The sequence below is a fragment of the Burkholderia sp. MSMB1835 genome, assembly GCF_001526365.1.
Classification (GTDB): domain Bacteria; phylum Pseudomonadota; class Gammaproteobacteria; order Burkholderiales; family Burkholderiaceae; genus Burkholderia.
Window position 1 is genome coordinate 435,703 of sequence record NZ_LOYP01000042.1, and the last position, 15,878, is coordinate 451,580.

Genomic DNA, 15,878 nt, shown 5'->3' on the forward strand with positions numbered 1-15,878 from the left:
GCGCGCCGGGGCGACGGAACGACAGCAGCAGCGGCAGCATCGCGGGGGCGCCCGTCACATCGTGTGCGTGGCCGACTGCGCGAGCGTCAGCAACTCGTCGAACTGCGTGATCAACTCGAAGCACAGCAGGAACGCGAGCGTATAGGCCGGCGCGGGAAAGCGCCGGATCATCTCCAGCACCGCCGGCGCGAAGCGCGACCGGACCGCGTCGCGCGTCAGCAGCCATGCGATCGCGATGCCGATCGCCGCGCCCGCGATCAGGTCGGTCGGATAGTGAAAGCCGAGATACGCGCGCGGCAGGCAGATGAACACGACCGAATACAGCAGCGCGACGATGCCGATGCGGCGCGCGATGATGAAGATGCCGGTCGCGATCGCCATCCAGAGCATCGCGTGATCGCTCGGAAACGAACTCCATGTCTGCAGCGTCGCCGCGCGCAGTCCGGCCGACGGAAAGTGCAGGTGCAGGTCGGGGTTGTAGATCGGCCGCACGCGGAACGGCAGCACCTGCGCAAGCACGCGGCCGACGGCCAGCGCGATGAGCCCGCTCGCGACGGTGGCGACGACCAGCTCGCGTTGCCGTTCGCGGTTCGGGCCGGGCTGAAACCACAGCCAGCACAGCACGGGAACGAGCACGAAGCCCTTGAACGTGTAGAGGCCCGCGATCACGCGGATCGCGTGATTCATCAACGGGCCGAACGTCACGTGGGTGAGGAAGATCTGGATCGTGGTGTCGAAATCGTTCATGTCCTGTGCGACCCGGGCGGACGCGCAGCACATGACGGGCGGCCAGCTGGATCGGAAAGCGCGCTCGCACGGAGCGCAACGGGGGGCAAGTATGTCACCCGTTATTTCGAAGAAAATGCGAAAAAATACCGGGAATCCCCTGATAAACCGGGGCCGTATGGTGGGGCCGGATGGGAGAGCGCCGTGCGGTGCGGCAGGGCGATTCATCCGACGTTTGCGGGCGGGCGTGCACGTGCGTCGGAAAAATATTTGGGTGAACTGGACAATTCGGCGAGCCGCCGCCGTCCTTGCGCCGGATGAGCGATTGCCGCGCCGGAGCGGTGCGAATCTGCCGCACGGCGCAGCGTCACGCGCGCGTCGATCGAAAATAAAAAAAGCGGGCAAACCGCGTGGGCTTGCCCGCCGGCCTGACGCGATACCCGGCGTCAGTTGCGCCACACCCGCACGGCGAGCGCGGCCAGCGACGTCGCGACGGCCAGCGCGGTCACCGCGTTCCAGCCCAGTTGCGCGAGCAACGAACTGCCGATCGCGGCGCCGGCTGCCATCCCGATGAACATACCGACGAACAGCACTGCGTTGAGGCGGCTGCGCGATGCGGGATCGATCCGGTAGACGATCGCCTGGTGCGCGATCAGCGTGGCCTGCACGCCGAGATCGAAGCCGATCGTCGCGAGCGCGAGCAGGACGAGCTGCGCATGCGGCGACATCAGCGGCGCAGCGGCCATCGACGCGAACGACACCGTCGCGATGCCGATACCGATCCGCGTGACGCGCTCGGGGCCGTGGTGATCGGCGAGGCGCCCGGCGATCGGGGCGGCCAGCGCGCCCGCGGCGCCCGCGAGGCCGAAGGCGCCGGCGGCCGCGCTGCCGAGGTGGAACGGCGCGTCGTGCAGCATCACCGCGAGCGTCGACCAGAACGCGCTGAAACCGACGGCCAGCAGCCCCTGCGCGAGGGCGGCGCGGCGCAGTGCCGAATGGTCGCGCCACAGCGCGCCGAGCGAGCCGATCAGCGCGCGATACGGCAGCCGCGTGGTCGGCTCGAAGCGCGGCAACCCGCGTGCGGCCACGGCGCCGATCGCGGCGACGCTGACGGCCGCGAGCGCGAACATCGCGCGCCAGCCGGCCGTCTCGGCGACGAATCCGGCCACGACGCGCGACAGCAGGATGCCGAGCAGCAGCCCCGTCATCACCGTGCCGACGATGCGGCCGCGATGCGCGTCGTGTGCGAGCGTCGCGGCGGCCGGTACGACGTCCTGCGCCATCGTCGCGGCGAGACCGATCGCGAAGCTCGCCGCGAGCAGCAACCCGAGCGACGGCGCGACGGCGGCCAGCAGCAGCGCGACGACCAGCGCGGCGGCCTTGGTCACGATCACGCGGCGCCGGTCGAAGCGGTCGCCGAGCGGCGCGAGCAGCAGGATGCCGAGCGCATAGCCGAGCTGCGTGAGCGTCGGCACGAAGCCGATCGCTCGCGCCGATGCGCCGAGATCGGGCGCGAGCGCGCCGAGCATCGGCTGTGCGTAGTAGAGCGGGGCGACGCCGAGGCCGGCGGCCGCTGCGAGCAGCAGCACGAGCCGGCGATCGGGCATCGAATGGGCGGCCGGATGGGCCGGGGCATGCGCCACGCGGGGCGTGGTGTCGAGACGGGTCGGGGTGGACATCGCGTACATCCTCGGTTGAAGAATGGAATGGACGCGAGTGTGGCGGTACGCGGCCGGCGACGGTAGTACCGGCTGGCGCAGATTTGTTATACGCTGCATGCATGACCGAAAAATCCTCTTCCTCTCCCGCTGCTGGCGGGTCTCGGCGCATTCAGACGGTGCCGGTTGACGGCGCCGGCTATCGTTTCGAGCTGATGGAAACCTTCGTGCGCATAGTCGAGGCCGGCAGCCTGTCGGCCGCCGCCGTGCAGCTGCATACGACGCAGCCGACCGTCAGCCGGCGGTTGCAGGCGCTGGAGAATTCGCTCGGCATGCGGCTGCTGCAACGCACGACCCATACGATGCGGCTGACCGTCGACGGCGAGCGTTGCTTCAAGCGGGCGAAGGAGCTGCTGGCGAGCTGGGCGGCGTTCGAGGCCGATTTGCGCGGCGCGCAGGAGGAGCCGGACGGGCTGCTGCGCGTCGCGGTGCCGCATGCGTTCGGGCAGCAGCGTTTCGTCGCGCCGCTCGCGCAGTTCCTGCGCGACTATCCGCGCGTGTCGGTCGAGTGGCTGCTGCAGGACGAGGTGCGCGATTTCGTCGGCAGCGGCATCGATTGCGCGATCCAGGTCGGCGAGCCGACCGATCCGGGCGTGGTCGCGATCCGGCTGACGAAGGTGCCGCGCTTCGTGGTCGCCGCGCCGTCCATACTGAACGGCGCCGACGTGCCGGCCGATCCGGACGCGCTCGCCGCGCTGCCGTGGCTCGCGTTGCGCACGTATTACCGTACCGAGCTCGCGCTCACGCATGCAGCGACCGGCGACACGCGGCGCATCGCGATCCGCCCGCGCATCACGACCGCGAACCTGTATGCGCTGCGCAGCGCGGCGCTGCTGGGCGTCGGCGCATGTGTCGGATCGTCATGGATGCTGGCCGACGATCTCGCGCGCGGCGATCTCGTGCACCTCGCGCCCGAATGGCAGGCCGCGCCGCTGCCCGTCTACCTGACTTATCCGCATGCGCAGTTCTACCCGTCGCGGCTCGTGCGGTTCGCGGCGATGATGCGCGAGGCCGTGCCGGCGCTCGTCGAAGGGCGCGACGGCTGAAGCGGGCGACGTCGGCGGGGGGGCGCCGTCAGCCGCGCCGGATCCCTTCGGGCAGCGCGCTGATGCGGCGGACTTCGGGCGAATCGAGCCATGCGCGCGACGTCGCGCAGTCGACGAACATGTCGGTCGCGTCCTCGCCCCAGAACAGGTCGCCGTCGAGTGCGAAGGTCGGCACGCCGAACACGCCGTCGGCGATCGCGCGATCCGTGTTCGCGCGCAACGCGTCCTTGACCGGCTGGGCCTCGACAGCCGTCACGCCTTCCGGAAAGCCGACCGCTTCGCACAGCGCGGCGAAGCCTGCCGGCGTCGACACGTCCTGGCCGTCGCGCCAGATATGCCGGAAGATCCGCCGGATCGCGTCTGGCGAGCTGCCCATCGCGATCGCGAGGCGCAGCGGCCTGATCGGATTGAACGGATGCGCGGGCGGCATCCGGAACGCAATGCCGAGCTTGTCCGCGCGATATTGCGCATGCCGATAGGTGAACACGCGTTTGGCCGCGATTTCCGCCGGCGCTTTCTGGCCCCAGTGCGCGAGCAGCGCGCCGAGCACGATCGGCCGCGGTTCGAACGCGGCGGCGGGCGGCAACCGGTCGAACCGTTCCTGTTGCAGGTAGGCGAACGGCGAAACGAAATCGAAATACCAGGTGGCGGTGCGCGCGGCGTTCATCGCGGTGTCTCCTCGTGCGGGTCCGGTTGACGGTTGCACGCGCGGTGCGTTGCCTGCGAACGGCGCGCTGCGTGCATCGGCGGCCAGTGTCGCATGCGGCTGCCGTTCGCGCTGCCGTGTCGCGTGCCGGATGCAGTCGGCTCCCTACGACCGGGCGGCGTCGTCCGCCGACGATGCGAGCCGCGCGAGACTGTCGCGCACGGCGGGCGCGTCGTAGCGCGCGCCCGCGCCGCCGAGTGCGACGGTCGCCTTCTGCGCGAGCGGCAGCAGCATCGCGAGCGCCGCCGTCATCGCCGGCGCGGCGGCGAGCCGCGACTTCGGGCCCGACACCGTCAGCGCGCCGACGCATTCGCCGGCCGCGCCGAACACGGGCACGGACGCCGATGCCGTCTCCGGGTCGCGCTCGCCGTACGACGCGGCCCACAGCTGTTCGCGCACGTCGCTCCAGCGGGCGTCCTGCGTGTCGGTGAAGGCCAGCAGCACCTTCCCCGATGCGCCCTGGCCGACCGGAAACTCCTCGCCGACGCGGATCGATACGCGCACCGCCCGCGCGGGCTCGACGCGATAGAGCACGGAGCGCACGTCGCCCTGGCGCACATAGAACGATGCCGTTTCCCCGAGTTCGCGGCTCAGCGTCTCGAGTAGCGGCTCGACCACCGGACCGACGCGGAACGAGCGCTGGTACAGCGCGGCGAGCCGCAACGGTTCGTGCCCGATCGCGTACTGGCCGTCGTCGAGCTTGCGCATGAAGCCGCCATGCTCGAGCGCGGCGAGCAGGCGCAGGATCGTGCTCTTGTACAGCCCGGTGCGGCGCGACAGTTCGGCGAGCGACAGCCGGTCGTCGGTCGGGCCGAACGCACGGAGGATCGCGAACGCGCGGTCGAGCACGGCGACGCCGCTGGACGCTTCTTCCGTCGCCGGATCGGCTGGGTCGCGAGCGTGATCTGCTGGATTCCTGGGCACGGCCTGCTTCCTTCGAATGATGGTCGGCGGACTATATCGTTCTATCTGGCAGAACACAAGTTCCAGAAAAACGCGATTTCACGGGTATACCCCGCTTATCGCCCGTTCGACGCACACTTAAAGTTCTATCAAACAGAACTATGTTCTTTCAGATAGAACGATGAGGTGTCGAATGAAGGTTTCCGAAAATCCGGCGGTGCTGGTCAGCGAGGTCGGGCCGCGCGACGGGCTGCAGAGCATCAAGACCGTGATGCCGACGGCCGCCAAGCTGCACTGGATCACCGCGCTGGCCGCGGCCGGCCTGCGCGAGATCGAGGTCGGGTCGTTCGTGCCGGCCACGCTGTTGCCGCAAATGGCCGACGTACGCGAAGTCGTGGCGCACGCGCTCGCGATTCCCGGTTTGCACGTCGCCGCGCTCGCGCCGAACCTGCGCGGTGCCGAAAGCGCGTTCGACGCGGGCGTCCACAAGCTGACGTTGCCGGTATCGGTGACCGAAGCGCACTCGCTCGCGAACATCCGCAAGACGCCCGCGCAGATGATCGACGAGGTGCGCGCGATCGTCGCGCTGCGCGACGCGCGGTTTCCGTCGGTGCAGATCGAGGCGGGCGTGTCGGTTGCGTTCGGTTGCACGATGGCCGGAGCGGTCTCCGACGACGAGACGATCGCGATGGCCGTCGCGATGGCCGAATGCGGGGTCGACGAGATCGGCCTGTCCGATACCAGCGGTTATGCGAATCCCGCGCAGGTGCGCCGGCTGTTCACGCGGCTGCGGCGCGAAGTCGGCGACAAGGCCGGCGGCGCGCATTTCCACAACACGCGTGGGCAGGGGCTCGCGAACGTCGTCGCGGCGCTCGACGCGGGCGTGACGACGATCGACGCGAGCCAGGGTGGCCTGGGCGGCTGCCCCTATGCGCCGGGCGCCACCGGCAACATCGTCACCGAGGATCTCGTGTTCCTGCTCGAGGCGATGGGATACGACACGGGCATCGACGTCGACGCGCTGCTCGCCGCGCGCGCGATCCTGCATGCGGCGCTGCCGTCCGACGCGCTGTACGGCCACGTGCCCGACGCGGGGTTGCCGAAGGGCTTTCGCTATGCGGACGGCCGCGCGTCATCGGCCGTGCAACCGGAAGGTTGCGTGGCGGGAGTCGCACGATGAATGATCGGCAACCGGCCGCCGCGCTGCCGTACGCGGGCGTGCGCGTGATCGAGATGACGCACATGGTGATGGGCCCGACGTGCGGCATGCTGCTCGCGGATCTCGGCGCGGAAGTGATCAAGATCGAGCCGATCGCGGGCGACGGCACGCGGGCGCTGCGGGGTTCCGGCGCGGGCTTCTTCGGGATGTTCAACCGCAACAAGAAGAGCGTCGCGGTCGACGTGAAGGATCCGCGCGGGCTGGAGATCGTGCGGCGGCTCGTCGCGACGGCGGACGTCTTCAGCGAGAACTTCAAGAGCGGCACGATGGACCGGCTCGGTCTCGGCTATCCGGCGCTGGAGTCGCTGAATCCGCGCCTCGTGTACGTGTCGCACAAGGGTTTCCTGCCGGGGCCGTACGAGCATCGCACCGCGCTCGACGAGGTCGTGCAGATGATGGGCGGCCTGGCCTACATGACGGGCCCGGAAGGGCGGCCGCTGCGCGCGGGCGCGAGCGTGAACGACATCATGGGCGGCATGTTCGGCGCGATCGGTGCGATGGCCGCGCTCGCGCAGCGCGAGCGCACCGGCCGCGGCCAGCAGGTGCAGAGTTCGCTGTTCGAGAACAACGTGTTCCTCGTCGCGCAGCACATGATGCAGTTCGCGGTGACCGGGCAGGCCGCGTCGCCGATGCCGAGCCGGATTTCCGCGTGGGCCGTCTACGACGTGTTCTCCGTCAAGGATGACGAACAGATTTTTCTCGCGGTCGTGTCGGACACGCAGTGGGCGCTGTTCTGCGATGCGTTCGGCCTGGCCGCGCTGAAGGAAGATCCGCGCCTCGCGACCAACAACCTGCGCGTGCAGGCGCGCGACTGGCTGCTGCCCGAGCTGCGTTCGCGGCTTGCGCCGTACTCGGCCGCGGAGATCGGCGCGATCTTCGAATCGACGGGCCTGCCGTACGCGCCGATCACGAAGCCGCAGGACCTGTTCGATGATCCGCATCTGCTCGCCACGGGCGGCCTCGAAGCCGTGACGCTGCCGGCCGACGCGAGCAGCGCCGGGCGGCCGGTCGACACGCGCACCGCGCTGCTGCCGCTGACGCTCGGAGGCGAGCGCCTGCGGCTGCGCTCGGCGCCGCCCGCGCTCGGCCAGGACACGTGCGCGCTGCTCGGCGAGCTCGGCTACACGCCCGACGACGCGCGTGCGCTGATCGAGGCGGGCGTCGTCGCGGGGCCGACCGGCACGGACGTCGCCGCGCACGGCGACGGGCCGGGCGGCGCGCCTTCGGCGAACGAAGTGGCGAGCGCATAGCGCAGCCGCGATTCATCGAACGAACAAAGGCGTCCCGGCCGCGCGCCGCGCGGGGGAGGAGCGCCGCATCCACGGAGACAACCATGACATCCGCTTCCCCGGCGCTGGCCGCCGATCGCGAGGCCGACGCGTCGATCGAGCAACGCGCGGTGCGCAAGGCCGCGTGGCGCTTCATCCCGTTGCTCGCGCTCGCGTATTTCTTCAACTATCTGGACCGCACGAGCGTGGGCTTCGCGGCGCTGACGATGAACCGCGATCTCGGGCTGACCGCGATGCAGTTCGGCTGGGGCGCCGGGATCATGTTTGCCGGCTACTGCGTGTTCGAAGTGCCGAGCAATCTCGCGCTGTACCGCTTCGGTGCGCGCCGCTGGCTCGCCCGGATCATGATCACGTGGGGGCTGATGGCGGCCGCGACCGCGCTCGCGACCGGGCCGACGAGTTTCTACGCGATCCGGCTGCTGCTCGGCATCGGCGAAGCCGGATTCTTTCCCGGCGTGATCTTCTTCCTCGCCGTGTGGTTTCCCGCGAGCTACCGCACGCGCGTGCTCGCGTGGTTCACCGTGTCGACGCCGCTGTCGTCGCTGATCGGCGGCCCGCTGTCGACGTGGCTGTTGCAGCTCGACGGCACGCTCGGACTCGCCGGCTGGAAATGGATGTTCATCGTCGAAGGGCTGCCCGCGTGCGCGCTCGGCTTCCTCGTGCTGAAGCTGCTGTCCGATTCGCCGGCGAATGCCGCGTGGCTGTCGGACGACGAGCGTGCCGCGCTGCAGCGTGCGTTCGAGCGCGACGGCGCGGCGGCCGGCCGCAAGAAGCGCTTCGGCGTCGCGCTGCGCGACGTGCGCGTGTACGTGCTCGCGCTGATTTCGTTCGGCTTCACGATGGGCTCGTACGGAATCGGCATCTGGTTGCCGCAAATGCTGAAGGCGCACGGGATGTCGACGATGCAGACCGGCTGGCTGTCCGCGGTGCCTTACTTCTTCGCAACGGTCGCGCTGCTGTGGTGGGCGAAGCGGGTGGACCGTCGCGGCGGGCCGGTCGCGAACCTGGCGATCGGCTTGCTCATCGGCGCGGTGGCGCTCGGCGTGTCGACGCATTTCCTGACCCTCGGGCCGGCGCTCGTCGGCATCACGCTCGCGCTGATCGGCACGATTGCCGGCCGCACGATCTTCTACACGCTGCCGTCGCGCTTCCTGTCCGGCCAGGCCGCGGCCGGCGGGCTGGCGCTGATCAATTCGATCGGCGCGCTCGGCGGCTTCGCGGGCCCCTATCTCGTCGGCTACCTGAAGGACGGCTTCGGCACGTTCACGGCCGGGATGCTCGGCCTCGCGATCGTCCTGGCGATCACGACACTGCTCACGCTGTCGCTGTACGCGTTCGACCGGAGCGAATGACATGACCTTTTCGATCAAACGGCGCCGGTTGATCGGTGCGACCGCCGCATCGCTCGCGCTGCCCGCGTTCGCCGACACGCCGGCCCACGACGGAGCTCCCCGCATGACGCAAAGCAACTACCTCGCGGTCCGTCCCGACTGGCTCGCGTCGGCGCTCGAACCGGCACTCGAGCCCGACCTGCCGATCGTCGACGCGCATCATCACTTCTACGAACGGCCGGGCTGGATCTACATGCTCGACGACTATCTGCAGGACGCACGCTCGGGCCACAACATCCAGGCGTCCGTCTACATGCAGGCGCAGACGCGCTATCGCGATTCAGGCCCGGCGGAACTGAAGCCGGTAGGCGAGACGGCCTATGTTGCCGGCGTGACCGAGCCGCTGCAGCACGGCCCCGTGGCCGTCGCGAAAGGCATCGTCGGTCACGCGGACCTGCGGCTCGGCGAACGCGTGCGCGACGTGCTGGAAGCGCATGTGGAAGTCGGGCGCGGGCGGTTTCGCGGCGTGCGGCACTTGAGCACGTGGGATGCCGATCCGACGCTCGCCAATCCGTTGTCGGCGGTGCCGCGCGGGCTGCTGCTCGATCCCGCGTACCGGGCCGGCGTCGCGCAGCTCGCGCCGCTCGGGTTGTCGTACGACGCATGGCTGTTTTTCCCTCAGTTGCCCGAATTGTTCGATCTCGCGAAAGCAAACCCGGACACGCGGATCATCGTCAATCATTGCGGCGGTGTCGTGCGGATCGGCAGCTATGCGGACAAGCGGCCCGAGGTGTTCGCGCGCTGGTCGGCGTCGATGCGTATGCTCGCGCAATTGCCGAACGTGTACGTGAAGGTCGGCGGCCTCGGGATGCGCATCAACGGGTTCGATTTCGAGAAAGGCGCGAAGCCGCCGTCGTCGGCGCAGCTCGCCGACGCGTGGAAGCCGTGGATGATGACCTGCATCGACGCATTCGGCCCCGGGCGCTGCATGTTCGAGAGCAATTTCCCGGTCGACAAGGGATCGTATGCGTTCGTGAACGGCTGGAACGCGTTCAAGCGACTGACCGCGCAGGCCGGCGCGGACGAGCGCGACGCGCTGTTCCGCGGTACGGTCACGCGGGTGTACCGGCTCGGCTGATGCGCTTGCGCGGCGTCATCCGGCTTCCACCAGCGCCGCGAGCCGCGCCAGCGCCATCTGCCAGCCGGTCTCGTTGTCGGCGACCGGCACGCCGGGCGGCACGCCGTCGTGCACGGCGTCCACGCGCGTGCCGCCCGCTTCGTCGGACAGCGTGATCGTGATCGTCATCGCACCGCGCAGCATCGGATCGTCGGTTTCGAATACATCGATCTCGACGATCTGCCGGTCGGGCACGAGCGTGACGAAGCGGCCGTGATAGGTGTCGGTGTGCGCGGTGGTCTTGCCGGTGCCGGCCGACGGCGTGTCGTAGCTCAGCGACACGCGCAGCGCGCCGCCTTCGCGCGTGTCGTACGCGTGCACGCGGCAGGTCATGCCGTCGGGCACTTTCCATTGCTCGACCGCGTGCGGGTCGAGCAGCGCGCGGTAGACGCGCCCGCGCGGGGCGTTCAGGTGCCGGCTGACCCGGGTCGAATGCGTGTGCGTGTGCAACATGTCGCCTCCCGCGTAGCGCGCGACGGTGCACGCCGGCGCCCGGCGTGTCGTCGTGCTTCCTTCAGGAATCCTAGGCGCGGGCGCGGCGGCATGCAATGACCGCGCGCGAGGCGGCGTTCAGCGCAACGTGGCGGCGAACGCGTCGAGCTGCGTGATGCAGGTGTTCCAGCCCTCGAAAAAACCGAGCGCTTCGTGGCGCTCGCGCGTCGCGGCGTCGGGATGCATCACGCGCGCCTCGTAGCGGCTGCCCGCGTCGTCGTCGGCCATCGTGACGATCGCCGTGAAGCCCAGCCACGGCGCCTGCGGCCGCCAGCCGCCCGCGAGCATCGACGTGAACGCGATGCGCGATTCCGGCACGATTTCGAGGAAGCAGCCGGGGTTGTCGCTCGTGCCGCCGTCGGGGCCGCGCATGAACGTATGGAAGGCGCCGCCCGGCCGCAGGTCGAACGCGCGTACCTCGGTGGTCCACGGCTTCGGGCACCACCATTCCTTCAGCAGTTCGGGGTCGGTCCATGCGCGCCACAGCGCGTGGCACGGCGCGCGCAACGTACGCGTGATGACGAGATCGTGGGCTTCAACGGGTTCCACGTGGCTTGCTGACATCTTGCTCCTCCTGGTGACGGCGTTCGACGAATTCGACGAGACGATCGGATCGCGCTTCCCACTGCGCGCGCTGCGCGGCGAGCCATGCCTCGGCCTCGGTCAGCCGGCTGCCGACCAGCGCGCAGGTACGCGAGCGGCCGGTTTTCCGGGTCGCCACGAGGCCGCTGCGCTCGAGCACGGCGACATGCTTCATGAACGACGGCAGCGCCATGTCGAACGGCGCGGCCAGCGCGGAGACGGTCCGCTCGCCCTGGCCGAGCGCGCTGACGATCGCGCAGCGCGTCGGATCGGCGAGGGCATGGAACACGTCGCTGATACCGGACTGAATGTTATCCATTTGGCTAAGTGTAGACGATGTCGAAACCGATGCAGCGAAAATTTCCGTCGCGTACGATGATGGGGCGGTAACACGCGCCGATCGGGCGCCACGTTACCGGACGCCTGCCGCCGTCGCGAGAGCCTCGATACCCGGCCGGCGTGCGTTCCGATTCCGGCCCATGCCGCACCGTGCATGCGGCCCATCTGACTACCGGAGAGGGCATGACCGAACCTGTTACCGTCCGCCGCGTCGGCGCGAGCGAAGCGATGGCCTGTGTCGATGCGCTGGCCGACGTGCTGATCGATTGCGTCGAAGGCGGCGCATCCGTCAGCTTCATGCTGCCGATCGAGCGGACGACCGCCGTCGCGTTCTGGACGCGCGTGGCCGAGGGCGTCGCGAACGACGAGCGCATCCTGCTCGTCGCCGAGGATGCGTCGGGCCGCATCGTCGGCACCGTGCAGCTCGTGACCGCGCAGCCCGAGAACCAGCCGCATCGCGCGGACGTCGCGAAGATGCTCGTGTCGCGGCACGCGCGCCGGCAGGGCATCGCCGCGCGGCTGATGGCGGCGGCCGACGCGGCCGCGCGCGACGCCGGCAAGACCGTGCTCGTGCTCGACACGGTGACGGGCGGCGACGCCGAGCGGCTCTACGAGCGGGCCGGCTGGCAACGCGTGGGCGTCGTGCCGAACTACGCGCTGATGCCCGACGGCGCGCTCTGCGCGACGACGTATTTCCACAAGCAGCTCGCGTGATGGCATCCGTCAAACCGCCGCCTCGATGAAACGCGCCCCTATCGCTTTCGCCCTCGCGGGCCTTCTCGTCGCGCTGCCGAGTGCCGCGTACGCGCTCGTCAAACCGCTGCGCGTCGTCGCGCCCGCGCTGGTTCCCGGCGTGTCGTGCCCGAGCGCCGACATCTGCACGGACGATGTCGCGACGCTCGGCGCCGCGCAGCAGCTCTACCGCGACGGCGCCGCGCGCGCGGCGGCGGCCGTCGGCGCGTTCCGCGCCGCACCGCGCATCGTGTTCTGCGCGACGCGTGCGTGCGCCGATGCGTTCGGCCTCGGCACGCGCGCGGCGCTGACGCTCGGCGATTTCGGCATCGTGATCGCGCCGCGCGGCTGGCAGACCTACTTTCTCGCGCACGAGTTGATCCATCATCGCCAGGCCGAAGTGCTCGGCAACCTCGCCGTCTTGACCAAGCCGCGCTGGCTGATCGAAGGGATGGCGTATTCGCTCAGCGACGACCCGCGCCATCCGCTCGCGCAGCCGTTCGAATCGTGGCGCACGCAGTTCGCCGCGTGGAATGCGGCGCGCGGCGCGCAGCCGCTGTGGGATGCCGCGCGGGCAATCGAATAGCGCGACCAGGACGGCGGCGCCGCGACGAAGGGCGCGCCGTTACGCCGATGTGGCGGGATCGCCGCGTCGGCCGGTCAGCGCGTCCCGCCCCGCGTCCAGAATCTCGTCGGCCAACGCGGGATCGCAGCCGGCGATCGCGCGGGACAGCACGAGCGCACCGACCATCTGGCTGAAGGCCGCAAGCGCGTCGCGACGCGTCTGCTCCGGCGTGGCGCCGTCGGTCGCCACCATCCGTTCCAGTCGATCGAGATACGCGGCGAGCCCGTGCGCGTAGCATGCGCGCGCCGTATCGGTCAGCCGCGGTGCATCGCCCGCGAAGCCGGACAGCGGGCACCCGGCCTCGACGTTGTCGCGATGCGCGGGCGACAGATACGCCGCCACCTGCGCGTCGAGACTGCCGGCGCTCGGCGAATCCGCGCGGTCGCGCATCGCCTTTTCCACGACTTCGGCGACCAGCGCGTCTTTCGACTTGAAGTGGTTGTAGAACCCGCCCTGCGTGAAGCCGGCCTCCTTCATCAGCTCCGTCAATCCCACCGCATCGACGCCGCGCACGCGGAACAGCCGCTCGGCGGCCGCGACGATCGCGCTTCGGTTCTCGGCAGCCTGCTGTCTGGATACGCCCATCGATTTCTCCCTGATCGTTGCCGATCGCGTCGATTGAAAAACACAATGGTGATCGCCATTGACATGATCGTCCGGCGCGAACACAATGCATCGCAAAGACGATGGTGACCACCATTGACATCGAGTGTAGCCGACTTGGCAGGCCACGCAAAGCCAAGGCGGGGGCAGGGATGGCAATCGGACGACGTTTGCGACGTCGCGGGTCATGCCGGCAGCGGATGGACGGCTCGTCGTTCGCCACCGGCGGCGCAACGGCTCGGCTCGCGACGGCAGCCTCGTTTTTCACCGGATCTCAAGCGCGTGGCGAGCCGGCGCGCAGGCGATTCATCATGCGAAAGGAACGATCATGAAGATCGAAGGGGCAGTCGTTTTCATCACGGGCGCGAACCGCGGGCTGGGGCTCGAGTTTGCGAAGCAGGCGCTCGCCCGAGGGGCGCGCAAGGTCTATGCGGCGGCGCGCGATCCGGCCAGCGTGACGCTGCCGGGCGTCGTGCCCGTGAAGCTCGACGTGACGGATCCGGCGGCGGTGGCCGCGGCGGCCGATGCCGCGCGCGACGTCACGCTGCTGATCAACAACGCGGGCATCGCGCGGCTCGGCAGCCTGACCGACGACGGCGCGGTCGACGCACTACGCGCGCACCTGGAGACGAACGTGTTCGGGATGCTGGCGATGTCGCGGGCGTTTGCGGGAACTCTCGCGGCGCACGGCGGCGGCGCGATCCTGAACATCCTGTCGGTCGCGAGCTGGGTGAACCGGCCGATCCTGTCGGGCTACGGCGTGTCGAAATCGGCCGCATGGGCGCTGACCAACGGGCTGCGCCATTCGCTGCGCGAGCAGCGTACGCAGGTGGTCGGGCTGCATGCCGGCTTCATCGATACCGACCTGACGGCCGGCCTCGACGTGCCGAAGGCCACGCCGGCCGACGTCGTGCGCCAGGCGTACGACGCCATCGAAGCGGGGGCGGAGGAGGTGTCGACCGACGAATTCACGCGGCAGGTGAAGGCCGCGCTGTCGTCGGGCGTCTATCTGGAAGAGCCGGCGCCGCGTTGACGCCGTCGGCTATGCGAGCCCGCCGCACATGCGGCGGCGGGTCGTGCCGTCAGACCGTCGTGTCGATGATGCCCGGGATCTTCACGTCCGGGTTCACGTCCGCGTCGTAGTCGACCCCGGCGATCTCGAAGCCGAACAGGCGCAGGAACTCGGTCTTGTAGCCGGCGAAGTCGGTCATCTCGTACAGGTTGTCGTTCGTCACCTTGTCCCACATCGCGACGACCTTGTTCTGTACTTGCGGATCGAGTTCCTTGTAGTCCGCGCGCAGGCGGCCTTCCTCGTCGACGTGCGGCGTCGCGCCGTACAGGCTGTCCTTCAGGAGGCCGTACACCTGCTCGATGCAGCCTTCGTGCGTGCCGGTTTCCTTCATCACCTTGAACAGCAGCGACAGGTACAGCGGCATCATCGGGATCGCCGAGCTGGCCTGCGTGACGACGGCCTTCAGCACCGACACGCGGGCATCGCCGCCGTGCGCGGCCAGCTTGCCGCGGATCGACAGCACCTTCTTGTCGAGATCCTTCTTCGCTTCGCCGATCGAGCCGTTCCAGTAGATGTCGTGCGTGATTTTCTCGCCGAGGTACGTGAACGCGGTGGTCTTCGCGCCGTCGGCCAGCACGCCGGCCTCGGCCAGCGCGTCGATCCACATCTGCCAGTCCTCGCCGCCCATCACCGCGACGGTGCCGTCGATCTCTTCCTGCGTCGCCGGTTCGAGCGAGACTTCGCGGATCACTTCCTTGTCGGTGTCGAGGCCGCGGAACGTGACGGCCTTGCCGACCGGCTTGAGCGTCGAGCTGATGGTTTCGCCCGTCTTCGGGTGCGTGCGGCGCGGCGCCGCGAGGCTGTAGACGACCAGGTCGACCTTGCCGAGATCCTGCTTGATGGTGTCGATCGTGACCTGCTTGACCTTGTCGGAGAAGGCGTCGCCGTTGATGCTGCGCGCATACAGCCCCTTTTCCGCGGCGAATTTCTCGAACGCGGCGCTGTTGTACCAGCCTGCCGTGCCCGGCTTCGTTTCGCTGCCGGCGCGCTCGAAGAACACGCCGAGCGTGTCCGCGCCCGAGCCGAAGGCGGCCGAGATCCGGGCGGCGAGGCCGTAGCCGGTCGACGCGCCGATCACAAGCACCTTTTTCGGGCCATTGGCGATCGGGCCGTGCGAAGTCACGTAGTCGATCTGTTCCTTGACGTTGGCTTCGCAGCCGACGGGATGAGTCGTCACGCAGATGAAGCCACGCACGCGCGGTTTGATGATCATGGAAACCTCTGTCTATCAGAAAGGCGGGGACGGCCTGAAATCGGAAAAATCCCGCGCATTGTAAAGGAAGCGGCCGATCGCGGGCGGGCGCGGCCGGAAGGCGTC

General features: G+C 69.2%; 17 protein-coding genes. 8 read left to right on the top strand and 9 right to left on the bottom strand.

The genetic code is table 11. From position 1 onward, the window contains the following. Positions 1-54 precede the first annotated feature (54 nt). Positions 55-747: a phosphatase PAP2 family protein gene (locus WS96_RS18200; protein WP_059834541.1), complete on the bottom strand. Its 693-nt coding sequence runs from the start codon at positions 745-747 to the stop codon at positions 55-57. 425 nt (positions 748-1,172) lie between these two features. Next, positions 1,173-2,405 carry an MFS transporter gene (locus WS96_RS18205; RefSeq protein WP_059834543.1) on the bottom strand — a complete coding sequence of 411 codons (1,233 nt, stop codon included), beginning with the start codon at positions 2,403-2,405 and terminating at the stop codon, positions 1,173-1,175. Positions 2,406-2,506: 101 nt separating this feature from the next. Here WS96_RS18205 and WS96_RS18210 point away from each other — a divergent pair, with 101 nt between their 5' ends. Then, the gene (locus WS96_RS18210) at positions 2,507-3,490 is read left to right on the top strand and encodes a LysR family transcriptional regulator (RefSeq protein ID WP_059834305.1); all 984 of its coding nucleotides are present in this window, start codon (positions 2,507-2,509) and stop codon (positions 3,488-3,490) included. A gap of 28 nt (positions 3,491-3,518) precedes the next feature. On the opposite strand, the gene WS96_RS18215 is transcribed toward WS96_RS18210, so the two are convergent. Then, positions 3,519-4,157 carry a 2-hydroxychromene-2-carboxylate isomerase gene (locus WS96_RS18215; protein WP_034205985.1) on the bottom strand — a complete coding sequence of 213 codons (639 nt, stop codon included), beginning with the start codon at positions 4,155-4,157 and terminating at the stop codon, positions 3,519-3,521. 144 nt (positions 4,158-4,301) lie between these two features. Next, positions 4,302-5,120 (bottom strand): IclR family transcriptional regulator, encoded by an 819-nt coding sequence (locus WS96_RS18220; protein ID WP_059834307.1) that lies wholly within the window; start codon positions 5,118-5,120, stop codon positions 4,302-4,304. A gap of 172 nt (positions 5,121-5,292) precedes the next feature. Here WS96_RS18220 and WS96_RS18225 point away from each other — a divergent pair, with 172 nt between their 5' ends. The 4 genes from WS96_RS18225 to WS96_RS18240 all read left to right on the top strand — a co-directional run bounded on the left by WS96_RS18225 (position 5,293) and on the right by WS96_RS18240 (position 10,076). Then, positions 5,293-6,279: a hydroxymethylglutaryl-CoA lyase gene (locus WS96_RS18225; protein ID WP_059834309.1), complete on the top strand. Its 987-nt coding sequence runs from the start codon at positions 5,293-5,295 to the stop codon at positions 6,277-6,279. Then, positions 6,276-7,568, top strand: coding sequence for a CaiB/BaiF CoA transferase family protein (locus WS96_RS18230; RefSeq protein ID WP_059834311.1), 1,293 nt, complete (start codon positions 6,276-6,278; stop codon positions 7,566-7,568). Before WS96_RS18225 ends, WS96_RS18230 begins: the two co-directional genes overlap by 4 nt. 83 nt (positions 7,569-7,651) lie before the next feature. After that, entirely contained in the window at positions 7,652-8,959 is a 1,308-nt protein-coding gene (locus tag WS96_RS18235; RefSeq protein WP_059834314.1) for an MFS transporter, read from the top strand. A 1-nt stretch (position 8,960) separates the two neighbouring features. Further along, positions 8,961-10,076, top strand: a complete 1,116-nt coding sequence (locus WS96_RS18240) for an amidohydrolase family protein (RefSeq protein ID WP_059834316.1) — start codon at positions 8,961-8,963, stop codon at positions 10,074-10,076. A 15-nt stretch (positions 10,077-10,091) separates the two neighbouring features. Here WS96_RS18240 and WS96_RS18245 read toward each other — a convergent pair whose 3' ends face one another. The 3 genes from WS96_RS18245 to WS96_RS18255 form a co-directional block, all read right to left on the bottom strand. After that, positions 10,092-10,568 (bottom strand): SRPBCC family protein, encoded by a 477-nt coding sequence (locus WS96_RS18245; RefSeq protein WP_059834318.1) that lies wholly within the window; start codon positions 10,566-10,568, stop codon positions 10,092-10,094. Between the two features lie 117 nt (positions 10,569-10,685). Continuing rightward, positions 10,686-11,171, bottom strand: a complete 486-nt coding sequence (locus WS96_RS18250) for an SRPBCC family protein (RefSeq protein ID WP_059834320.1) — start codon at positions 11,169-11,171, stop codon at positions 10,686-10,688. Continuing rightward, positions 11,143-11,508, bottom strand: coding sequence for an ArsR/SmtB family transcription factor (locus WS96_RS18255; protein WP_059834322.1), 366 nt, complete (start codon positions 11,506-11,508; stop codon positions 11,143-11,145). Before WS96_RS18255 ends, WS96_RS18250 begins: the two co-directional genes overlap by 29 nt. 203 nt (positions 11,509-11,711) lie before the next feature. On the opposite strand from WS96_RS18255, the gene WS96_RS18260 reads away from it, so the two are divergent. Together WS96_RS18260 and WS96_RS18265 are read left to right on the top strand one after the other, a co-directional pair. Beyond that, positions 11,712-12,242 carry a GNAT family N-acetyltransferase gene (locus WS96_RS18260; RefSeq protein WP_059821911.1) on the top strand — a complete coding sequence of 177 codons (531 nt, stop codon included), beginning with the start codon at positions 11,712-11,714 and terminating at the stop codon, positions 12,240-12,242. Positions 12,243-12,267: 25 nt separating this feature from the next. Next, on the top strand, positions 12,268-12,846 hold the full coding sequence (locus WS96_RS18265; RefSeq protein ID WP_059834324.1) for a hypothetical protein: 579 nt from the start codon (positions 12,268-12,270) through the stop codon (positions 12,844-12,846). 39 nt (positions 12,847-12,885) lie between these two features. Here the strand turns inward: WS96_RS18265 and WS96_RS18270 are convergent, their stop codons facing one another. Further along, positions 12,886-13,470 carry a TetR/AcrR family transcriptional regulator gene (locus tag WS96_RS18270; RefSeq protein ID WP_059834326.1) on the bottom strand — a complete coding sequence of 195 codons (585 nt, stop codon included), beginning with the start codon at positions 13,468-13,470 and terminating at the stop codon, positions 12,886-12,888. A gap of 346 nt (positions 13,471-13,816) precedes the next feature. Between WS96_RS18270 and WS96_RS18275 the strand changes: the two genes are divergently transcribed. Beyond that, the gene (locus WS96_RS18275; protein ID WP_059834328.1) at positions 13,817-14,521 is read left to right on the top strand and encodes an SDR family oxidoreductase; all 705 of its coding nucleotides are present in this window, start codon (positions 13,817-13,819) and stop codon (positions 14,519-14,521) included. A gap of 49 nt (positions 14,522-14,570) precedes the next feature. Here WS96_RS18275 and fabV read toward each other — a convergent pair whose 3' ends face one another. Beyond that, positions 14,571-15,773, bottom strand: coding sequence for an enoyl-ACP reductase FabV (gene fabV, locus WS96_RS18280; RefSeq protein ID WP_059834330.1), 1,203 nt, complete (start codon positions 15,771-15,773; stop codon positions 14,571-14,573). Positions 15,774-15,878: the final 105 nt, after the last annotated feature.